Here is a 20,105-nt window from a genome sequence, read left to right as displayed (position 1 = left end):
CCCTTTCGGTATTTGTATGTTCAACAAACTATTCAAACGCAAAGAAGACGTGGCAGACCCAGGTGTCAGCATCTTCCCAGATGGTGACCAGGTGATGCTCTCCGAAGGCTCGACCGGCGACGGCGTGTCTTCATCCAAGAGCGTGGCAGGCGCCTCCGGCGTCGCTGCGTCGGATGATTACATGGCCCAGTTGGTCGAAGGCGATACGACCAGCGAAGACCTGGTGACCCTGCCTATCCTTGGTGCCGCTCCGGCTGCCAAGCACCAGAAGACCTTGCTGTCCATCGTGGTCGTGGGTCTGGTGGTGTTCTTTGGCCTGGCGGTGTGGGCGATTCTGCAGTCGCGCACCACGGGCGGTCAGCTGGCCGCGACCGGTCAGGCACTGACCCAGTCGCAGCGTCTGGCCAAATCGGTGGGCCAGGCCGTCAACGGTAACGAACAGGCCTTTGCGGAAGTGGCAGAAGCCTCCTCGATTCTGAAGAAAAACATCGACGGCCTGAATGCTGGCTCGGAAGACCCTGCCATCAAGGCGCTGGCCAGCACCTACGCCGACGTGCTGGCGCCACTGGTGGAAGCCTCGGACCGCACCGCGAGCAAGAGCGATGCCGTGGTGAAGCAAAAAGCCTCGCTGGTCGCAATGAACAAGGACTTGCAGGCGATTCACAAGAACACCCAGACCCTGCTCGAGCTGAGCGAGGCGGTGGTCAGCCTGAAGCTGCAGCAAGCCGCGCCGCCTGCTGAAATTGCTGCCGCCAGCCAGTTGGCCATGCTGACCCAGCGTATCGGTAAATCCGCCAACGATTTCCAGAGCGCCTCGGGTGCAAACGCCGAAGCAGTGTTCCTGCTGGGCAAGGATTTGAACACCTTCAAGGAAATCGTCGCCGGTCTGCTCAACGGCAGCGCTGAGCTGCGCCTGAGCCCCGCCCGTGATGGCGCTGTGCGTGATAAGTTGCAGGAGCTGTCGACCCAGTACGACATCACCTTGAAGGATGGCTCCTCGGTGCTGAGCAACCTCAAGGGTATCTCGGAAGCCCGCGAGGCTGAAGTCTCGATCCAGTCGGCCAGCGATCCGCTGCGCAAGGGCCTGGAAGTGTTGCAGGCTGACCTGAACAGCTGGTCGGACCGCGTCTGGCTGTACCTGGTAGGCATTGTGCTGGCAGCGTTGCTGGTGGGCCTGGGTGTGTGGGGCCTGGTGCGTCTGCAGCTGGCAGACAGCTTGAACCGCCGCCGCGCTGCTGAATCGCTGCAACAGGAAGCGACCCGCCAGGAGCAGGAAGCCAAGCGCCTCAACGATGCCAACCAAGCCGCTATTTTGCGTTTGATGAACGAGTTGCAGTCTGTTGCTGAAGGCGACCTGACCCAGGAAGCCACCGTGACCGAGGACATCACCGGCGCGATTGCCGACTCGGTGAACTACACGGTGGAAGAGCTGCGCATGCTGGTGGGCAGCGTGCAGAACACGGCGACCCGCGTGGCGCAAACCACGTCGACCGTGGACTCCACCTCGACAGAACTGCTGGCGGCCTCGACCGAGCAACTGCGCGAAATTCGCGAAACCGGCAAGTCCATTCTGGACATGGCGACCCGTATTAACCTCGTGTCCTCGCAGGCGCAGGAATCGGCTTCGGTGGCGCGCAAATCGCTGATGGCTGCCGAGACCGGTCTGCATGCGGTGGAAAACGCGATCGGTGGTATGAACTCCATCCGTGACCAGATCCAGGACACCTCCAAGCGTATCAAGCGCCTGGGTGAGTCCTCGCAGGAGATTGGTGAAATTACCGACCTGATCTCGGACATTACCGAACAGACCAACGTGTTGGCATTGAACGCGGCCATCCAGGCGGCCTCCGCCGGTGAAGCCGGTCGTGGCTTCTCGGTGGTGGCCGAAGAAGTGCAGCGTCTGGCCGAACGCTCTGCCGACGCAACGCGCCAGATCTCGGTGCTGGTGAAGGCGATTCAGACCGACACCCAGGACGCGGTGGCCGCTATGGAACGCTCGACCCAGGGTGTGGTGGAAGGGGCCCGTCTGTCGGACAGCGCCGGTACCGCGCTGGCGGAGATTGACCGCGTCTCGCGTGAGCTGGCCGATCTGATTCAACAGATTTCCCGTTCAGCGTCTGACGAAGCGGTTCAGGCCAACGATGTGGCGGAGAATATCCAGCATATTTTTGCGGTGACGGAGCAGACCAGTGATGGAACCCGTACCACGGCGCAGCAGGTGCGTGAGCTGTCGCAAATGGCCGAGGAACTGCGCCAGTCGGTGTCTCGGTTCAAGATCGCCTGACCCATGCCTGCTGTTTAATTTTGACCCGCAATCGGGGACTGTTGCATGTCTATAGCTATCGAAAATAAAGCGGAAAACGCGCAGCCAACAGAAGAGAGGGATCTCGGGCCATTGGCGTGGATCAATGACGAGGTGCGCCGGTCACTGGAATCCACGGTCAAGGCATTGCTTCGTTACAGCCGGGATGTGGAAGCGGCCAAGGCGTCGGATCTGGAGGCTATCGACACCACCGGTATCCGGGTGGCCAAGCAGTACCTGCACCAGGTCAAGGGTGCCTTGCAGATGGTGGGTGTGGACCAGGCGGCCGAGCTGGTCGGTTTGATGGAAGTGGCCGCGCAGCGCTTTGCGGCCAAACCGCATCTGTGCACCGAGAAATCGGTCGCACTGATGGAGAAGACCTCGTTTGCGCTGCTGGAGTACCTGAGCCATGTGCTCAAGGGCCGCAACGTCTCCTTTGTGGCCTTGTTTCCGCAATACAAGGAAATGCAGGCCTTCACCGGGGTGGAGCGCGTCCACCCCGCCGACCTGTGGCATGGCGACCAGGCGCAGCAAGAGCCGCTGACCCCGGCTGTCGCTGCGCTGCCACTGGACCGCAGCGCACGTGAACGCCTGGATTCGGACATGCTGCAGATCATTAAGTCTGCCGACAGCCGTGCCGCGCAGGATTTGACGGCAGTCTGCCTGGGCCTCGCCCAGGGCCAGACGCAAAAGCCTCTGAAACTGTTCTGGAAGGTGGCCGCAGGCTTTTTTGACGCGCTGGCGTACAAGCTGCTCGACCCCGACCTCTATGTGAAGCGCTCGGCCTCGCGGGTGATCATGCAGTTCGCCGCGCATGCCAAGGGTGGCAGCGACGTGGACCCGAGCCTGCAGCATGAGCTGAATTTCTTCTGTGCCGTCGCCCAGGGGCCCGATGAGGCCAAGGCGGCGGTGCTGCAAGCGGTGCGCGTGAGCCTGCAGACCGAGGCGCTGCAAGGCGTCAACTACGGCCAGGAACGCTTTGGCCAGTATGACCCGGCCGTGCTCGCGCAAGCGCGCAAGCGCCTGGAATCTGCGGCCGAGCTGTGGTCATCGCTGGCCGATGGCGACCGCTACAAGATCAAGCCGGTGGCCGACCAGTTCCACCTGATCCGCGAATCCCTGCACAAGCTGCACATTGGTGCCGATGAGCTGGGCGCGGCGCTCGGTCGTGTGACCGAGCGCCTGGTGAACACCGGCAACCCGCCCTCGACCGCGATGGCCATGGAAGTGGCCACGGCGGTGCTGTACCTGCAGGCCAATCTGGAGTCGCTGGACGTCAAGCCCGCGCTGATGCGCGAGCGTGCCGACCGCCTGGCGCAGCGCCTGGACCATGTGCTGGCCGACCAGCCGCCCGAGCCGTTGGAGATTTGGGTCGAAGAGCTGTACCGCCGCGTCAGCGACCACCAGACCATGGGCAGCGTGGTGGATGAACTTCACTCCACCCTCGCCGAGGCAGAAAAGCACCTGGACCAGTATTTCCGCAACCCCGACGATGTATCGATGCTCGGCTCCGTTACCGGTTCGCTGTCGCAGATGCGCGGCGTGCTGTCGGTGCTGGGCCTGGACCAGGCTGTCGCTGCTACGCAGCACCTGCGCACTGTGGTGGACCAGCTGGCTGCCGGCCAGGTGGCTGACGAAGACAAGCCCGTCGTGTTTGAAAAACTGGGCAACAGCCTGGGCGCGCTGGGCTTTTTGCTCGACATGCTGGGCTACCAGCGCACCTTGGCGCGCAAGCTCTTTGTGTTTGATGCGACCAGCGGCGAGCTGCGCATTGTAATGGGCACGCAAAAGGCGGGCGATGTCGCGCCTGCTCCGGTTGCAGCAGCGCCGGTGGCGGCGCCTGCCGAGCCCGAAGAGCCGGAAGACGATTCCGTCTACTTTGCGCCGACCATTCCTGCACCGTTGTTCGATGCGAGCCCCGCCCCGGCACCCAAGGCGCCTGTGGTGCTCGCACCCGATCTGCAGTTCTTCGCACCCGCTCCTGCGCCGGTCCAGGCTCCTGCCCCGGCGCCCGCTGCCGTGGTGGCAGCACCGGCACAGCCCGAAGCCTCCGAGGAATCGCTGGACCAGGAACTGCTGGAAATCTTTTTGGAAGAAGCGCAGTCGGTGGTGCAGACCGGTGGCCAGGCACTGCAATCGCTGCGCCGCGATGCGGGCGATGCCGAGGCATTGACGACCCTGCGCCGCGCCTTCCACACGCTCAAGGGCAGCTCCCGCATGGTTGGGCTGGTGCAGTATGGCGATGCCGCCTGGTCGATGGAACAGGTGCTCAACAGCTGGCTGGCTGAGCACAAGCCGGCCAATGCACCGCTGCTGGCATTGAGCGCGGAAGCGCTGACCGGCTTTGGCCGCTGGGCCGAAGACATTGGCGCGCAGCGCCAGTCCACCTGGAACCCCGAGATCTTCCGTATCTCTGCGGATGCCATGCGCATCGATGGCCTGCACCTGCCGCTGGTGGTGCCGACCGAGTCCGGCCAAGCGCCCGTGGACGAGGAATGGCCACACGATACGCAGCAGATGGCACTGGACGCCGAGACTCCCGACGCGGTCGAGGCTGCCGAAGCCCTCGCTGAGCTGGAGCTGCCTGTTGAAGAGGAAGCGCCTGCACCCGCGGCCCCTACCGAGGCAGCGCCCGCGCTGGTCTGGCCGCTCGAGGGCATCGACCTGGAGCTGGACCCGCCTGCTGCACTGGAGGCCGAGCCTGCGCTGACCACGCCTTCGGGCCTGGTGCCGCTGTCCCTGGCGCCCGAAAGCGCCGAGGAAGTGGACTTCTCCGAGTTTGCGCAGGCGATGGCCAGTGCCGAAGCCAAGAGCGCCGAAGTGCAGGCCCCCGAGGCGCTGCAGCCGCATGACAGCGCGCTGGATTTTGTCTCGATGGATGCCGGCCTGGAGTTTGTCGGCGATGAAGAGGCCACCAAGCTGGAGCCCGCTCCAACCCGCTTGCCTCTGGAGCTGCCATCGCTGGATCTGACGGACGCGCCTGCCGCAGCCGTGCCGCCTGCCGCCACCGGTTTTGACGCGATCGAGTTTGCAGACACCATGCTGCCCGAGCTTGAAGCGCTGCCGCAAGAGCCCGTGGCTGAGCCCCCAAGCTTGCTGGTGGTGCCCGATGATCTGGTGCTGCCCGAGGCGGCAACCGAGGCGGTCGAGATCCTGGACCTTGCGGACTTTGCAGAGCCTCTGGCAACGGCACAGGACCAGGCACCGGCAGAAAGCCTGGGCGAGGCGCTGGCCCCTGCCGTAGAGCAGGAGCCTGAGCCGGTAGTCCATCCTGCTGCCGCAGTGGAACCGGACGCACCGGCCGACGTACCTGCCGCGCAAGAAGCCGCGGCACAGCCAGAAGCCCCGGTAGAAGAACTGGTTGAGGACATCGCAGCAGTTGCCAAGGCCCCGGCTGTGGCAGACGGCGAAGAGCCTGCCGAGGTGGCCAATGTGCTGGGTGTCAGCACGGCGCTGTTCAATGTCTACCTGGCAGAGGCCGAGAACTGGTCGCACAACCTGGAGAAGGTGCTCTACGCCTGGGCCCAGGCGCCCAACCGCAACTTCCCCGAAGATGCGATTGCCTACGCCCATTCGCTGGCAGGTAGCTCGTCAACGGTAGGCTTCACCTCCCTGTCCGAGCTGGCGCGCTCGCTGGAGCATGCGCTCTCACACATCCACAATTTCTCCAACCCGGAAGTCTCCTGGCTCAATACCTGCCAGGCCGCAGGCTCGGAGATCCGCAAGCTGCTGCACCAACTGGCGGCCGGTTTTGTCAAGCCTGCCAGCGAGATCGTCGTGCAGGACCTGGTCGACATTGCCAACCAGGAAATCAACTCGCAGCTGCACCCGCCCTATGGCTTTGCCGAGTTCGATGCCGAGCCCTCGGGCCTGGCCGCACTGCACGAGCACGCACCAGTGGCGATGGAGCCGGTCCGCGCGTTTGCGCCAGCGGCAGCGGTGTCTGCTGCAGCCTTGCCCGATGTGCTGGAGCTGCGCAATGACGATGCGATCGAAGTGGTCGATGTCATCGACCCGGACCTGTTCCTGATCTTTGAAGAAGAAGCGCAGGAGCTGTTGCCCAAGCTGGGTGCGGCTTTGCGCGAGTGGTCTGCTGACCCGCAGTACCTGCCGCCGCGTGGTGAAGTGCTGCGCCATCTGCACACCCTCAAGGGCAGTGCACGGCTGGCCGGCGCAATGCGCCTGGGTGAAATGTCGCACCGCATGGAATCCGAGGTCGAGGACATCGGCACGGAGAACCTGACCGGCCAGGACATCGACATCCTGCTGGCGCGCTACGACGGCCTGCAGCACGAGTTTGTCGGCCTGCAGGAGCGCGGCAACCAGGTGCTGGCAGAAGGCGCCTTGCCCCAGCAAGTGCCTGCCGCCACCGAAATGGGCGAAGTGGTGGCCGAAGTGGCCGCCAGCACGCCAGCCGCGCAGGAAAGGGCCGGTGCCGACCAAGCTGCGCAAGCGGCTGATGCGGCCGACGCAGGCGCGGGCGTACAGCACAAGCCGCTGATGCTGCGCATGGCGCCGGTGCGTGCCGCTGCCGGCCAATCGGTGCGTGTGCGCTCGCAGCTGCTCGACCGCCTGGTCAACGAGGCGGGCGAGGTGCTGATTGCCCGTTCGCGTCTGGACATGCGCCTGAGCAACATCCGCTCGTCCATCAAGGACATGTCGAGCAACCTGGAGCGCTTGCGCACCTTGCTGCGCGATGTGGAAATGCAGGCCGAGTCGCAGATGCAGTCGCGCATGGCGCTGGCCAAGGATTCGGAGTCGGGCTTTGACCCGCTGGAGTTCGACCGCTTCACCCGCGTGCAGGAACTCACCCGCATGATGGCCGAATCGGTCAACGACGTGGGCACCGTGCAGCGCAACCTGCAGCGCACGGCAGAAGGCGCCGAAGATGACCTGATTGCGCAGGGCCGCCAGGCCCGAGAGCTGCAGCGGGACCTGCTGCGCACGCGCATGGTGGAGTTCGACTCCATCTCCGAGCGTCTTTACGCCATCGTGCGCCAGATCTCCAAGGAGCTGGGCAAACAAGTCAAGCTGGACATCACCGGCGCCTCGATCGAGATCGACCGTGGCGTGCTGGACCGGGTGACCCCGGCGTTCGAGCACTTGCTGCGCAACAGTGTGGCGCACGGTATCGAAACGCCCGATGAGCGCAAGGCCCAGGGCAAACAGCCGGTGGGCACCATCGCCATCGATGTGCGCCAGGAAGGCAACGATATCGCCGTGTCCATCCACGACGACGGCGCGGGCCTGCAGCTGGAGGCCATTCGCCAAAAGGCGATGCAGTCGGGTCTGATCACGGCCGACGAAGCGCTGGATGTGGACAAGGCGGCGCAGCTGATTTTTGCGCCAGGCTTCTCCACGGCCACCGAGGTCTCCGAGCTGTCGGGGCGCGGTATCGGCATGGATGTGGTGCGGACCGAGATCCAGTCGCTGGGTGGCCACATCGTGACGACGTCAGAAACCGGCAAGGGCACGCGCTTCCAGATGGTGATGCCGCTGACTACTGCCGTCACCCAGGTGGTGATGATGCGGGCCGGCGATATCAAGTTTGGCGTGCCCGCCAACCTGGTGGAGTATGTGCGACGCGTGCCCAAGGCACTGATCGAGCAGGCCCATGCCAACAACATCTACACCGACAACGAGCAAGCGCTGCCGTACTACTTTGCTGGCGCGCTGCTACAGGGCAACCTGCGCAGCACCGAGGAGCCGGAGAAGACCAGTGCGGTGGTGATCCTGCGCTCGGCCACCAAGCGTGTCGCTGTCCACGTCGATGAAGTGCTGGGCAACCAGGAAGTCGTGGTCAAGAACCTGGGGCCGCAGCTGGCGCGCTTGCCAGGCCTGGCAGGCATGTCCGTGCTGGCATCGGGTGCGATTGTGCTGATCTACAACCCAGTGGCTTTGTACACCGTGTATGGCGATCAGATCGCCGAGCGCATTGCCCAGGCGGCTGTGCGCCCCGAGGTGGCCCAGGCGCCGGTGCGCGAACTGGCCGAGCAAGTGGTGCAGACGCCGTTGGTGCTGGTGGTCGATGACTCCATCACGGTGCGCCGCGTGACCCAACGTTTGCTGCAGCGCGAAGGCTACCGTGTGGCGCTGGCCGCTGATGGCCTGCAGGCGCTGGACCGCTTGCGTGAGGAGCGCCCGGTCATGGTGCTGTCCGACATCGAGATGCCGCGCATGGACGGCTTCGAGCTGGTGCGCGAGATCCGGGCAGATGCGGCAATGAAGGACCTGCCGGTGGTGATGATCACCTCGCGCATTGCCGACAAGCACCGCGAGCACGCGGCCAGCCTGGGTGTGGACCACTACCTGGGCAAGCCCTATGCCGACGAAGTGCTGCTCTCGCTGGTCCGCCAGTGCGTGCTGGACAATGAGATCAAGGCGGCCGACGCTGCGCCGCTGCACTGATAGCGGCGCATGGAGCGAGCCAAAAGGGCTGCCTGCGGGCAGCCTTTTTTTATGCCGGCCTGGCTGCGCATACAGAGGTACGTGCAGACAAAAGGGCGGCGGGCTGCCCGTACAATGGTTCCCCATGAGCGCTGAGACTGACACTTCCGGGACCATGAACCTCACCCACCACTTTCTGATTGCAATGCCTGGCATGCAAGACGAAATGTTTGGCCGCAGCGTGGTCTATGTGTGTGAGCACAGCGAAAAAGGCGCGCTGGGCATCATCATCAACAAGCCCTCGGACATCACGATGGGCAAGCTGTTTGACAAGGTCGATCTGCCGCTGCGCCGCGAGGACCTGGAGCTCGAACCCGTGTTCCAGGGCGGCCCGGTGCACACCGAGCGCGGCTTTGTGCTGCACGACCGGATCGTGATCGAGTCGGGCGCTGCCGATGAATCGGCGTACTCGGCCACCTTGACCATTCCCGGCGGGCTGGAGATGACCACCTCGCGCGATGTGCTCGAAGCGCTGTCGACCGGCGCCGGCCCGCACCGGGTGCTGGTGTCGCTGGGCTATTCGACCTGGGGCGAGGGCCAGCTGGAGTCCGAGATCACCGAAAACGCCTGGCTGACGGTGCATGCCGATGCCGGCGTGATTTTTGACACGCCCGTGGCCGACCGCTACAACACCGCGCTGGCCTTGCTGGGCGTGCAGCCCTGGGCGCTGTCGGCCGCCGCAGGCCGCGCATGACGGACGCAGCCACCAAGCCCTTGCTGGCAGACGCGGCGCGCATGCAAAGCTTCATCGCCTTTGACTTTGGCATGAAGCGTACCGGCGCTGCCTTTGGCACCCGCATGCTGGGCACCGCCCGGCCGCTGCCGACGATCCATGCCGAAGGCAAGGCCCGCTTTACTCCGATGGAGAGCCTGATCGGCCAGTGGCAGCCCGATGCGCTGGTCGTCGGTATTCCCTACCACCCCGATGGCGCCGCCCATGAGAACACTGCGCTTGCGCTGCGTTTTGCGCGCCAGTTGCGGGGCCGCTTTGGCCTGCTGGTGTTTGAGGTGGACGAACGCTACAGCACCACCGAAGCGCTGGCCAACGGCGCGCGCGATGCCGATGCGGCCTCGGCCTGCATCATTCTTGAGCAGTTCATGCGCAGCCTGGATGCGCCCGATCTGGGCGGCACGGCCTGAAACCCCGCTGGCCCGCCATGCAAGCGCTGACCCGTTCCCTGATTGGCCTGTGGCGCCTGGCGCGCATGGGTATGCATATCGTGGTGGGTGTCATCACGATCTGGCTGACGTTTGGCCGCCTGGGCCATGCCGAGCGCAACCGGGCGGTGGAGCGCTGGGCCGCTCAACTGCTCCGGCTGAGCGGCATCGAGCTGCGGGTGCTGGGTGCGGTGCCTGCGCACGGCCCCTTGCTGATCGTTGCCAACCACCTCTCTTGGCTCGATATTCCGGTCATCCATGCGGCCGGGCACTGCCGCTTTGTTTCCAAGTCCGACGTCAAGGCCTGGCCCGTCATCGGCGGCCTGGCCAGCGCCGCAGGCACTTTGTTCATTGAGCGCAACTCCCGGCGCGATGCGATGCGCACCGTCAGCCGCATGGAGGAAGCGATGCGCCATGGGGATATCGTTGCGGTCTTTCCCGAGGGGACGACGGGCGATGGCCGGCAGCTGCTGCCTTTCCATGCCAACTTGCTGCAATCGGCGATTGCGGCAGAGGCGCCTGTCCTGCCCTTGGGCCTGTGCTTTTATGACCGGCAGAGTGGCTGCATGAGCAGTGCCCCGAGCTATATAGGCGATGAGAGCCTGCTGGGCTCCATCTGGCGCACCGTGACGGCCCCGCCGTTGGTGGCGCAACTGAACTACGGCCAGCCGCAGGCCAGCGCAGGCCGCAACCGGCGCGACTGGTCGGCCGATCTGCAGGCGGCGGTGGACCAATTGCGCCAGGTGCAGCGCTGACGAGGACCGAGGGCTTCTGGCCTGAGGCTCATTGCCCGGGCGCGAAGCAGACCAGGTGCTCGGGCTGGGCACGCAGGCCAATGCTGTCGCCCACCGCGTGCTGCAGCTGGCTGGAGACCTGCGCATAGACCAGCTGCTGGCTGGGCAGTTGCAAGGTGTACAGGTACTGCGATCCCCGGAAGGACTTGCGCAGCAAGGTCGCGCGGTAGGGCGAAGCCGCATCAAACACCACCTCGCTGGCGCGCAGCAGCACATCGCAGGCCTGCGGGGCTTCGGGCGCCGCAATGGCGCCGAGCGGGGTGTCGAGCTGCCAGCCTTGCGCAGACGAGACTGGGCTGGCCGGCAGCAGGCTGCCATGGCCGATGAAGTTGGCCACAAAGCGGCTCGCCGGCTTTTGGAAGAGGGTGGTCGCATCGGCCCATTGGTGCAGATGGCCGCTTTCCATCACGCCGATCTGGTCGCCAATCGCAAAGGCTTCCAGCTGGTCATGGGTGACGAAGAGGGCGGTCGCCTGCGCGGCCTTGAGGATGTCGCGCAGTTCATGGGCGAGGCGCTCGCGCAGGTCCACATCGAGGTTGGAGAAGGGCTCATCAAGCAGCATCAGCTGCGGCTCGGGTGCCAGCGCCCGGGCCAGCGCCACGCGCTGCTGCTGGCCGCCGGAGAGCTCATGCGGGTAGCGCGATGCGCTGTTCTCCAGCCCCACCAGGCGCAGCACCTCTTGCACACGCGCTTGCTGCTCGGCCTTGGGCCGCTGGTGGATGCCAAAGGCCACGTTCTTGCCCACCGTCAGATGCGGAAAGAGTGCGTAATCCTGGAACACCATGCCGATGCGGCGCTTTTCCGGTGGCAGATTGGCGCTGCTGCTGCTGACCACCTGGCCTTGCAGGCGGATCTCGCCGCTGCTGATGGGTTCGAGCCCGGCCACCGCACGCAGCAAGGTCGTCTTGCCGCAGCCCGAGGGGCCAATCAGCACCCCTATATCGCCCGCCTGCAGCTGCAAAGACACCTGCGCCACCGCAGGCTGGGGGCGCCCGGCGTAGCGCACATTCAGTTGGGAGACCTCTAGAAACATGGCTGCATTGTAGAGGGCTCTCCCGTGGAAAGGGCTTAGCAAACGGGCAGGTAGAATCGCCAGCTTTTGGCCTGTCAGTGATTCGCATTTGCAAAATCTCGCCCGCTTCCGTCGTCAGCTGCTGTTGGTAGCTATTGCCTTGGTGTTGGTGTTGCCGGTGCTCACCGTCTTTAGCGCCTGGCTGCCCGGGGCGGGCAATGACCTCGGTGCGTTTGCCGTGGTGCGCGAAATGTTTGCGACGGTGCTGCCAGGCTACATCCGTACCACGGTGGCGCTGGGGCTGATGGTGGCGTTGGGCTCGGCGGTGCTGGGCACCCTGTGCGCGGCGGTGGTGACCTTGTTCGACTTTCGCGGCCGCAAGACCTTGGAATGGTTGCTGCTGCTGCCGCTGGCCATGCCGGCCTATGTAACGGCCTATGCCTATACCGATTTCTTGCAGTTCAGCGGGCCGCTGCAGGTGTGGATGCGTGCCAGCTTTGGGCTGCAAGGGCGCTTGCTGCCCGAGGTGCGGTCGCTCGGCGGCGCCGTGCTGGTGTTTGTGGTCTCGCTCTACCCCTATGTCTACCTGTTGGCCCGCACGGCGCTGAGCGAGCGCGCCGCCCACCTGATGGAGGCGGCGCGCCTGCTGGGCGCGTCGATGCCGCGCCGCATCTGGACGGTGGCCTTGCCGATGGCCCGGCCGGCGGTGGTGGCCGGTGTGGCGCTGGTGATGATGGAGACCCTGGCCGATTTCGGCGTGGTGAGCTACTTTGGCATCCAGACCTTTACCACCGGCATCTACAAGGCCTGGCTGTCCATGGAGAACCGCAGTGCCGCGGCCCAGCTGGCGACGATGCTGCTGGTCCTGGTGCTGGTGGTGCTGCAGCTGGAGCTGCGCGCCCAGCGGCGCATGCGCTTTGTCACCAGCGGGGTGGGGCGCGCCTCGTCAGCCGAGGCCCAGCCTTACCGCCTGCAAGGCGCGCGCTGCCTGGCGGCCTGGCTGGTCTGTGCCCTGCCGGTGCTGCTGGGTTTTGTGCTGCCGGTCATGTTCATGCTGCGGCCGCTGGCGGCCGATTGGTCGGTGATTCCGCTGGACCGCTTTGTGCAGTGGGCTGGCAACAGCATCCGCTTTGGTGCCATCACCGCCGTGCTGGCCGTGGCCATTGCAATGCTGGCCGCCTATGCGGCACGCCGCAGCCAGGACTGGGTTACGCGCAGCACTGTGGGCCTTATCAGCCTGGGCTATGCGGTGCCCGGCGCAGTGATCGTGGTGGGCTTGTTGCTGCCAGTGGGCTGGGTGCAGCAGGCGTTTCCGCAATGGGGATTTCCGGCGCTGATCACCGCCACCTCGACCGGCATCATCTGGGCTTACCTGGTGCGCTTTACCGCCATTGCGTTGCAGTCCCTGCAAAGCGGCTACACCCGCATTCCCAAGAGCCTGGATGAATCGGCGCGCATGCTGGGCGTTGGCAGCGCCGGCCTGCTGGCCCGCGTGCATGGCCCGCTGCTACGCCGCTCGGCCTTGACCGCCGCCTTGCTGGTCTTTGTCGATGTGATGAAGGAGTTGCCCGCCACGATGGTGCTGCGCCCCTTCAACAGCGACACCCTGGCTGTGGTGGCCTACCAGCTGGCGCGCGATGAGCGCCTGGGCGAGGCGGCGCTGCCGTCTCTTGCGCTGGTGCTGGTCGGGCTGGTGCCGGTGATCTTGCTGATCCGCACCATGCGCAGCTCGGCTGCGCGCTGACACCACTCGTTGTCTCTGGCGTGCTGGCGATTCGGCAGGCTTGCCCTGCGGCGCGCATGCTTCGGTCTTATTCGGCGTGCTGCAGGTCAGTGTTTGAACCTTGTCCATAATTTGGATTTCTGTGGTCTTATCGCCTGATCGATAGGCGACCTATATCGTGTTTGATCTGGATCAAACAAACGACTCGGGTTTCTCCCTAAACTGTGGTGTTGAAACATTAATTGACTATTGGTGTTTCGTTTTTTGAATCACGGAGATGGTTGACATCCGTGTGTTCGGATGGCGGGCGTGCCGAGGTCGTGCCCGGCTTGGCTCCCTGTCTACCTCTCAATGCCGCTGAGCGGCTCCCATCGCGTGCAAACACCAACACCCATTCTGGAAACAGATAACTGGGGCGTGGCCTATGGCGAAAAGGTCATCCTCTCCAGCCTGCAATTGCAGATCGCCCCTTGCGCGATCACGGTCCTGATGGGGCCTGTGGGCAGTGGCAAATCCACGGTGTTGCGTAGCTTGGCGGGCCTCAATGACGAGAACCCGCGCTTTGTGCAATGGGGGCAATTGCGCTATGACGGCCAGCCGCTGGCGGGCGATCACCGGCCTCGCCTGGTGCGCCAGCATGTGCGCCTGATGCAGTCGAGCGTGCAGGATTCGCTCAGCGAGCTGGTGCCACAGGCCCATTTGCTCTCCGGGCTGGACCGCCGGGCCTGGTGCGAGGCCTATCTGGACCGCATGGGCTTTGCCGATATCAAGCCGATGCTGGCGCAGACGACGGTGGAGCTGTCCGCCATGCACCAGCGTGCGGTTGCCATTCTGCGCGAAGCCGCCGCCGACCCTGCGCTGCTGATGTGCGATGAGCCCAGCGCTGATCTGCAGGACTACGACAGCTACCTGCTGCTGGAGCTGCTCAAACGCATTGCCCGGGAGCGCGCCGTGCTGTTGGTGACCCACAACCAGCGTCATGCCCAGCGCGTGGCCGACCATGTGCTGCTGCTGGCGGGTGGCGCGGTGCAGGAAAGCAGTCGCGCTGACAACTTTTTCTCCGCGCCTTATTCACCTGCAGGTCAGCAGTTTGTGCGCAGTGGCAGCTGTGCGGTGGTGGTGCCCCTGCAGTCGGTGCAGGAGGCCATGCAGGCTGAACTGTCCCCCCTTGCGATTCAGGCCCCCGCACCCACCGCAGCGCAGGCCGCTCGCCAAAGCCAGCGCGCCGTTTTGCCCGATCTGGCACTGGCCAACCCGGTGCTGGCGGCCGAGCATTTTGTACCCAGCGCACGCGGGCCGCGCGGCTTTGCCTGGCTGGTGCCCGGCAAGTTGGCGGGCACGCCGCTGCCCGGAGTTGTCAGTGACGTCGATGTGGACATGCAGGCCTTGCGGCGCTGCGGCGTCACCGTGCTGGTGTCCTTGACCGAGAAAGATATTGACCAGGCGGCGCTGGCGCGCAACGGCCTGCGCAATGTGCATCTGCCGGTGCATGACCGCGAGCCGCCATCGGTGTCGCAGCTGCAGATGCTGATGCTCAAGATGAAGCGGCTGCTGCTGGCCGGCGATGTGCTGGCGGTGCATTGCCTGGCAGGCCTGGGCCGTACAGGCACCGTGCTGGCAGCCTGGCTGGTTTTTGAAGGCGTCACCGCTGAAGAAGCGCTGCGCCGTGTGCGCGAGATCGAGCCGCAGTACGTACAGTCCGAGCAGCAAGAACGCTCGCTGTTGGCGTATGAAGAAATGCTGCTCGAAAAAATGGGCTGACTGCATCCAAAGTGCCAGCCCTTTACCAACCCCCTTTGAAGGAATACATCAATGTCCATGGATACCGTTTTGCAGAAGGTTGCCACCTTTGTGCCTGAATGTCTGGCTGCCGGCTATGTCGACGTGGCCACGGGCATGCTGCTGGCCATTCGCACGGTGGATTCGCACCCGCGTGAGGTCATCGATCTGGTGGCCGCTGCAACGGCTGACCTTTTCAATGGCCCCAACGTGTCGATGATCGAGCGCATGTTCAAGAAGTCGCGTGGCCTGCAGGATGACGGCCACCACTACTTCCAGGAGATCATTGTCAACAGCGACAACCTGATCCACATCTTCATGCGCGGCAAGGCCAACCCCGAGTATGTGGCCGTGCTGGTCTGCCGGCGCACCGCCAACCTGGGCATGGCGCTGACCAAGGCGCGCATCATCATGCCGGAGCTGGAAGCCTCTCTGTAATAAGATGGCGGGCATGGCCCAAGACACCATCACCATCTACCACAACCCGCGCTGCAGCAACTCGCGCGGCGCGCTGGCGCTGATTGAGGCGCAGGGCATCCAGCCCCAGGTCATCGACTACCTGCACGAGCCGCTGGATACTGCGCATCTGAGCGCGCTGGTCGCCCAACTGGGCGTGCCAGTGCGTGAGGTGATGCGCAGCAAAGAGGCCATTTACCACGAGCTGGACCTGGGCCGCGAAGGACTGAGCGATGCCGAACTGATCGCGCAAATCGCCGCCCACCCCGTGCTGCTCAACCGGCCGATTGTGGTGAGCGCCAAAGGGGCCCGCTTGTGCCGCCCGCCTGAGCGGGTGCTCGATCTGCTCTGATGGGCCCGGCCGCCTGCCTGCCCAGCAGCAGCCCTGTGCCAACAGACGGGGCCTAGCGGATGCTGCGCGTCACGGTGCTCTCCGGCCTGGGCCACACGATTGCGGTGATGGTGGCGCTCCTGGTCTACACCCTGGTCACGCGTGCCGGCCACCAGCGCCGCCATCCGGCATCGGCCATTGGCTGGGTGCTGGGCATGGTCACCTTTCCCTACCTCTTTTTGCCATTGTTTCTGGTGTTCGGCCCGCGCAAGGCAGTGCGGCCGCCGGCGCATGCGGTCATCCCCAACAGTGGCCAGCGCCGCAGCAGCGTGCCCAAGCAGGTGCCCGCCTGGGCCGGCCAGTTGCTGGCCAGCATGGAGTTGGATGCCGCCCAGCCCAATGCCGAGGTGGTGTTTCACCAGGATGGCTTGCAGGCCTTGCAGCAGCTGCTGCGGTTGATGGAGCAGGCCCAGCGCAGCCTGGATGTCTGCACCTATGTGTTTGCCGATGACGTGGTGGGGCGCCAGATTGGCACGGCGCTGCAGCATGCGGCGGCACGTGGGGTGAAGGTGCGCTTGCTGCTCGATGGCGTGGGTTGCTGGCGCCTGTTGCCCATGCGCCTGCGCCAGTTGCGGAGCTCGGGCGTACTGGTGCGCCGCTTCATGGTGCCCATGCTGCAGCCCATTCGCGGAGGCAGCAATCTGCGCAACCACCGCAAGCTGGCGGTGGCCGATGGCGTGCATGTCTGGAGCGGCGGGCGCAACCTGGCCGATGAGTACTTTCTACCCAGCAGCGCCGGGCACCCGGCCTGGGTGGATCTGAGCTTCAACGTGCAAGGCGCCTTGGCCGGCGTAGTGGCCGCGCAGTTTGAGGCAGACTGGCGTGCAGCACGCGGGCGGCGACGCACCATGTGGCTGTCGCCCGCGATGGCGCTGGGCGGCGGTGACCAAGCCTGGGCCCAGTGGCTGCCCAGCGGCCCCGACCATGCCGATGACACCTTGCATGCGCTGCTGCTGGCCAGCGCCTTCCATGCGCAGACCTCGATCACCTTGGTGAGCCCGTATTTTGTGCCCGATGACGCGCTGCTGGAGGCCTGGTGTCTGGCCTGCCGCAGGGGGGTGCGGCTGCGCGTGGTGGTGCCCCGGAAGTCCAATCACCGCCTGGCCGACTGGGCCCGCGAGCGCGCCTTGCGTGCCCTGGTGCTGGCCGGTGCCGAAGTGTTCTGCTCCCCGCATATGGTGCATGCCAAGGTGGTGGTGGTGGATGACAGCATGGCCTTGTGCGGATCGGCCAATCTTGATGGTCGCAGCCTGTTCCTCAACTACGAGGCGATGACCGCCTTCTACAGCGCCCAGGACATCGCCTGGCTGCAGCACTGGTGCGAGCAGCAGATGGCAGAGAGTTCGGCCTATGCCTACCGCCCACCGGGCTGGTGGCGCGATGTGGGTGAGGGTCTGGTGCGCGCGGTGGCCTTCCAGCTCTAAGGCGGTTCAATCGGTGTGGGATTGACAAGTAAACCTGACATTTGCTAAAGTCAGGTTTACTTTACATTTTCATCCCCATTGCAGCATGCACCTCCGCTTACCCTCGCACCCACCATCGTCCACCATGCGCGCTTACCTCGTCCGTACCGCGCTATGGATGGGCGTCTACTGCGCTATTCACCTGCTAGTCATCTTTGGCTGGTTCGATGCCATCATCGGTACACCTATGGCCTGGCTGCTGGCTTTGGCGGTGGCCGTGCCGATTGCGGCGCAGCTGCGCGCTTCGCTGCTGTGGATCAAAGCGGCGGACGAGTACCAGCGCGCACAGGCCATCCGCAGCGTCGTCATCGCCTGCGGCTTGCTGCTGATGCTCTGCAGCATCTGGGGGTTTGGCGAGAGCTATGCCGCTGCGCCCCACGTGCCGGCGTGGCTGGTGGTGCCGCTGTTCTGGCTGGTGTGGGCGTTGGTGAGCTGCACCCTGCGGCTGCGTGGCTGATGGACAACCATCTACGCAGCCTGCGCGCCCAGGCCCAATGGACCCAGGCAGACCTGGCGCAACGCCTGGGGGTGTCGCGCCAGGCCGTCAATGCGCTGGAGACGGGCAAGCACGATCCGTCGCTCGATCTGGCCTACCGTATCAGCGTGGTGTTTGACTTGCCAGTAGAGGCAATCTTTGCCAACCCCTATCGCAGCGAGGGGGCCTGAACGCCGGTGTGCAGTTGCATGCAGTGGTCGTTGATGTACCTCAAGATCAGGTGACTTGCCAACCATCATCAACAACGGCTGACAGGGATTTGTTTGCAATATTTTTGCTTTGGTAAGAAGCTAGTCATCCTCTGAATAGCAGAGTCTGTTAGAGCGGATGGACCGCTGCCATCTGGCTGCCATCATGGCTCCGGATACTTGCTGGTTACGCCGCTTCCGCTTCGTTTGTCTTCAACGCATTGCTTGAAAGGTACACCATGGCCAAATCTGACCGCAGCAGTAAAACGGATATCAAGGCACGCCGCAAGGCGCCGCTGGTTACGCCCAGTGATCTGAGTGCCGACGCGACCAAGGACATCAGTGCAGCGCTGAATGGCGTGCTGGCTGATGTGTTTGCGCTCTACCTGAAGACCAAGAACTTCCACTGGCACATGAGTGGCCCGCACTTCCGTGACTACCATCTGCTGCTCGATGAACAGGCCGACCAGCTGTATGCGATGACCGATGCCATCGCCGAGCGCATCCGCAAGGTGGGTGGCACGACCTTGCGCTCGATTGGCCATATTGCACGCCTGCAGCGCATCAGCGACAACGATGCGGACTACGTCGATCCGCTGGACATGCTGGCCGAGCTGCGCGAGGACAACCAGCAAATGGCGGCGCGCCTGCGCGAGGCGCACAATGTGACCGACGAGCACCGTGACATTGCATCGTCGAGCCTGCTGGAAAACTGGATCGACGAAACCGAGCGCCGTACCTGGTTCCTGTTTGAATCCGGCCGCAACGCCAGTTAAGGGCCAAGGCCACGCTGCCCCAGCTTGAGCGCCTGGGGCAGTATTTGTGGGGCTGATCGGTGGTTTGGCAAGTGCGGTGGTTGCTGCGTCCGCGCGTTCTCGGGGACCGCGAGCGTCAGGCAAGAGTCGTCACCCATCATGCTGGCTGCGGAATGAAAACAAATGTATCCATATTGATCTATTTCCTGAGGGTGTGCTGCCGGTGTAGCTGGCTGTGATAGCGGTGGATCTTCCCCTGTCAGACGCCGCGCCGACTTCTGTCAATCGGGGTTGGATGCAGTTTCCGAACGAATGTAATTTGATACATTTTGGACTTGCTTCAATTTTTTGTGGTGCGTGTATGGATAACCAAGAGAAAGTCACAATCAACACCCCTTTTTCCATCTCGCCACGCGGGGCTGAGGTCCTGGCCACCGGCTGGAGTGTGCGGAAGGAATTCATCGGCGAGCCGGTACACGACACGAACGGCCAGGAAATTGGCACCGTCGATGACGTGATCGTTGGCCGAGAAGACAACCTGATTTTTGCGATTGTCGGAATCGGCGGCTTCATGGGTCTGGGCACCTATGACGTCGCCATCGAGTTCTCCCGTTTCAAGCTGGGTAAGTACGGCCTGCTGCTGCCGGATGCCACCAAGGAGACCTTGCAAGGCCTGCCGCAGTTTGTGTATCCGAAAGCGACGGCTTAAGCTGTTGCTGACGGCAGGGCGCCTGTACTGCGGATGCAGCACAGGCGCTTTTTTTGTTTTTGCTGACCCGTCCGTATTAGCGTTGACACCTTGGACTTACCCAAAGGGATAAGCAAGATGGAGTCTAGGACTAAGCGGACACAGAGCGATTACACGCTGGCTTTTAAGCTGGCCGTTGTCGAGCAGGTAGAAAAAGGCGAGCTGACATACAAGCAGGCGCAGCACAAGTACGGCATACAGGGCAGATCAACCGTATTGGTGTGGTTGCGAAAGCACGGCAGACTTGGTTGGAGCGTTGGTGCATCATCTGCGGCTATGCCGATCAATAAAAATCCTCAGCCGCTGACACCCGAGCTGGGCTTCCCCCAGTTTCCCGGACACTTTGCCTAGCCCTTTAAACGTTGCCGCTCCTCGAATTGAACCGGGCTAAGG

The 20,105-nt window shown here is 63.9% G+C and carries 15 protein-coding genes and 1 pseudogene; 15 read left to right on the top strand and 1 reads right to left on the bottom strand.

What is annotated here, in order from left to right; translation table 11 throughout:
• Window positions 1-16: 16 nt before the first annotated feature.
• The 5 genes from LPW39_RS19460 (at window position 17) to LPW39_RS19440 (ending at window position 10,662) form a co-directional block, all read left to right on the top strand.
• The gene (locus LPW39_RS19460; protein ID WP_230778898.1) at window positions 17-2,284 is read left to right on the top strand and encodes a methyl-accepting chemotaxis protein; all 2,268 of its coding nucleotides are present in this window, start codon (window positions 17-19) and stop codon (window positions 2,282-2,284) included.
• A 111-nt stretch (window positions 2,285-2,395) separates the two neighbouring features.
• Window positions 2,396-8,710 (top strand): hybrid sensor histidine kinase/response regulator, encoded by a 6,315-nt coding sequence (locus tag LPW39_RS19455; protein WP_230778896.1) that lies wholly within the window; start codon window positions 2,396-2,398, stop codon window positions 8,708-8,710.
• A 124-nt stretch (window positions 8,711-8,834) separates the two neighbouring features.
• Window positions 8,835-9,443 carry a YqgE/AlgH family protein gene (locus LPW39_RS19450; RefSeq protein WP_133855278.1) on the top strand — a complete coding sequence of 203 codons (609 nt, stop codon included), beginning with the start codon at window positions 8,835-8,837 and terminating at the stop codon, window positions 9,441-9,443.
• Window positions 9,440-9,889, top strand: coding sequence for a Holliday junction resolvase RuvX (gene ruvX / locus LPW39_RS19445; RefSeq protein ID WP_230778894.1), 450 nt, complete (start codon window positions 9,440-9,442; stop codon window positions 9,887-9,889). The genes LPW39_RS19450 and ruvX overlap by 4 nt, the downstream gene beginning before the upstream one ends.
• Window positions 9,890-9,906: 17 nt before the next feature.
• Window positions 9,907-10,662, top strand: a complete 756-nt coding sequence (locus LPW39_RS19440; protein ID WP_230778892.1) for a lysophospholipid acyltransferase family protein — start codon at window positions 9,907-9,909, stop codon at window positions 10,660-10,662.
• A 28-nt stretch (window positions 10,663-10,690) separates the two neighbouring features.
• Here LPW39_RS19440 and LPW39_RS19435 read toward each other — a convergent pair whose 3' ends face one another.
• Window positions 10,691-11,734 (bottom strand): ABC transporter ATP-binding protein, encoded by a 1,044-nt coding sequence (locus LPW39_RS19435; RefSeq protein WP_230778890.1) that lies wholly within the window; start codon window positions 11,732-11,734, stop codon window positions 10,691-10,693.
• 88 nt (window positions 11,735-11,822) lie between these two features.
• Here LPW39_RS19435 and LPW39_RS19430 point away from each other — a divergent pair, with 88 nt between their 5' ends.
• From LPW39_RS19430 to LPW39_RS19385, 10 genes and pseudogenes are all read left to right on the top strand, one after another.
• Window positions 11,823-13,457 carry an ABC transporter permease gene (locus LPW39_RS19430; protein ID WP_230778888.1) on the top strand — a complete coding sequence of 545 codons (1,635 nt, stop codon included), beginning with the start codon at window positions 11,823-11,825 and terminating at the stop codon, window positions 13,455-13,457.
• A 354-nt stretch (window positions 13,458-13,811) separates the two neighbouring features.
• The gene (locus LPW39_RS19425; protein WP_230778886.1) at window positions 13,812-15,197 is read left to right on the top strand and encodes a phosphatase domain-containing putative toxin; all 1,386 of its coding nucleotides are present in this window, start codon (window positions 13,812-13,814) and stop codon (window positions 15,195-15,197) included.
• A 57-nt stretch (window positions 15,198-15,254) separates the two neighbouring features.
• Window positions 15,255-15,653, top strand: a complete 399-nt coding sequence (locus tag LPW39_RS19420; protein ID WP_230778883.1) for a roadblock/LC7 domain-containing protein — start codon at window positions 15,255-15,257, stop codon at window positions 15,651-15,653.
• Window positions 15,654-15,666: 13 nt separating this feature from the next.
• Window positions 15,667-16,023, top strand: a complete 357-nt coding sequence (gene arsC / locus LPW39_RS19415) for an arsenate reductase (glutaredoxin) (protein WP_230778881.1) — start codon at window positions 15,667-15,669, stop codon at window positions 16,021-16,023.
• Between the two features lie 59 nt (window positions 16,024-16,082).
• The gene (locus LPW39_RS19410) at window positions 16,083-17,486 is read left to right on the top strand and encodes a phospholipase D-like domain-containing protein (RefSeq protein ID WP_230778879.1); all 1,404 of its coding nucleotides are present in this window, start codon (window positions 16,083-16,085) and stop codon (window positions 17,484-17,486) included.
• 124 nt (window positions 17,487-17,610) lie between these two features.
• The gene (locus LPW39_RS19405) at window positions 17,611-17,982 is read left to right on the top strand and encodes a hypothetical protein (RefSeq protein WP_230778877.1); all 372 of its coding nucleotides are present in this window, start codon (window positions 17,611-17,613) and stop codon (window positions 17,980-17,982) included.
• A complete protein-coding gene (locus LPW39_RS19400) occupies window positions 17,982-18,191 on the top strand; it encodes a helix-turn-helix transcriptional regulator (protein ID WP_230778875.1) in 210 nt (69 codons plus the stop codon). Before LPW39_RS19405 ends, LPW39_RS19400 begins: the two co-directional genes overlap by 1 nt.
• 257 nt (window positions 18,192-18,448) lie before the next feature.
• The gene (locus LPW39_RS19395; protein ID WP_230778873.1) at window positions 18,449-18,985 is read left to right on the top strand and encodes a Dps family protein; all 537 of its coding nucleotides are present in this window, start codon (window positions 18,449-18,451) and stop codon (window positions 18,983-18,985) included.
• A gap of 340 nt (window positions 18,986-19,325) precedes the next feature.
• Window positions 19,326-19,673, top strand: coding sequence for a PRC-barrel domain-containing protein (locus LPW39_RS19390; RefSeq protein ID WP_230778871.1), 348 nt, complete (start codon window positions 19,326-19,328; stop codon window positions 19,671-19,673).
• Window positions 19,674-19,790: 117 nt separating this feature from the next.
• Window positions 19,791-20,027, top strand: a pseudogene (locus LPW39_RS19385) (helix-turn-helix domain-containing protein); the annotation flags it as partial.
• Between the last annotated feature and the right edge of the window lie 78 nt (window positions 20,028-20,105).

Source organism: Comamonas koreensis (genome assembly GCF_021026195.1).
GTDB lineage: Bacteria > Pseudomonadota > Gammaproteobacteria > Burkholderiales > Burkholderiaceae_C > Comamonas > Comamonas koreensis.
This window is presented reverse-complemented; position numbering and strand designations above follow the sequence as displayed.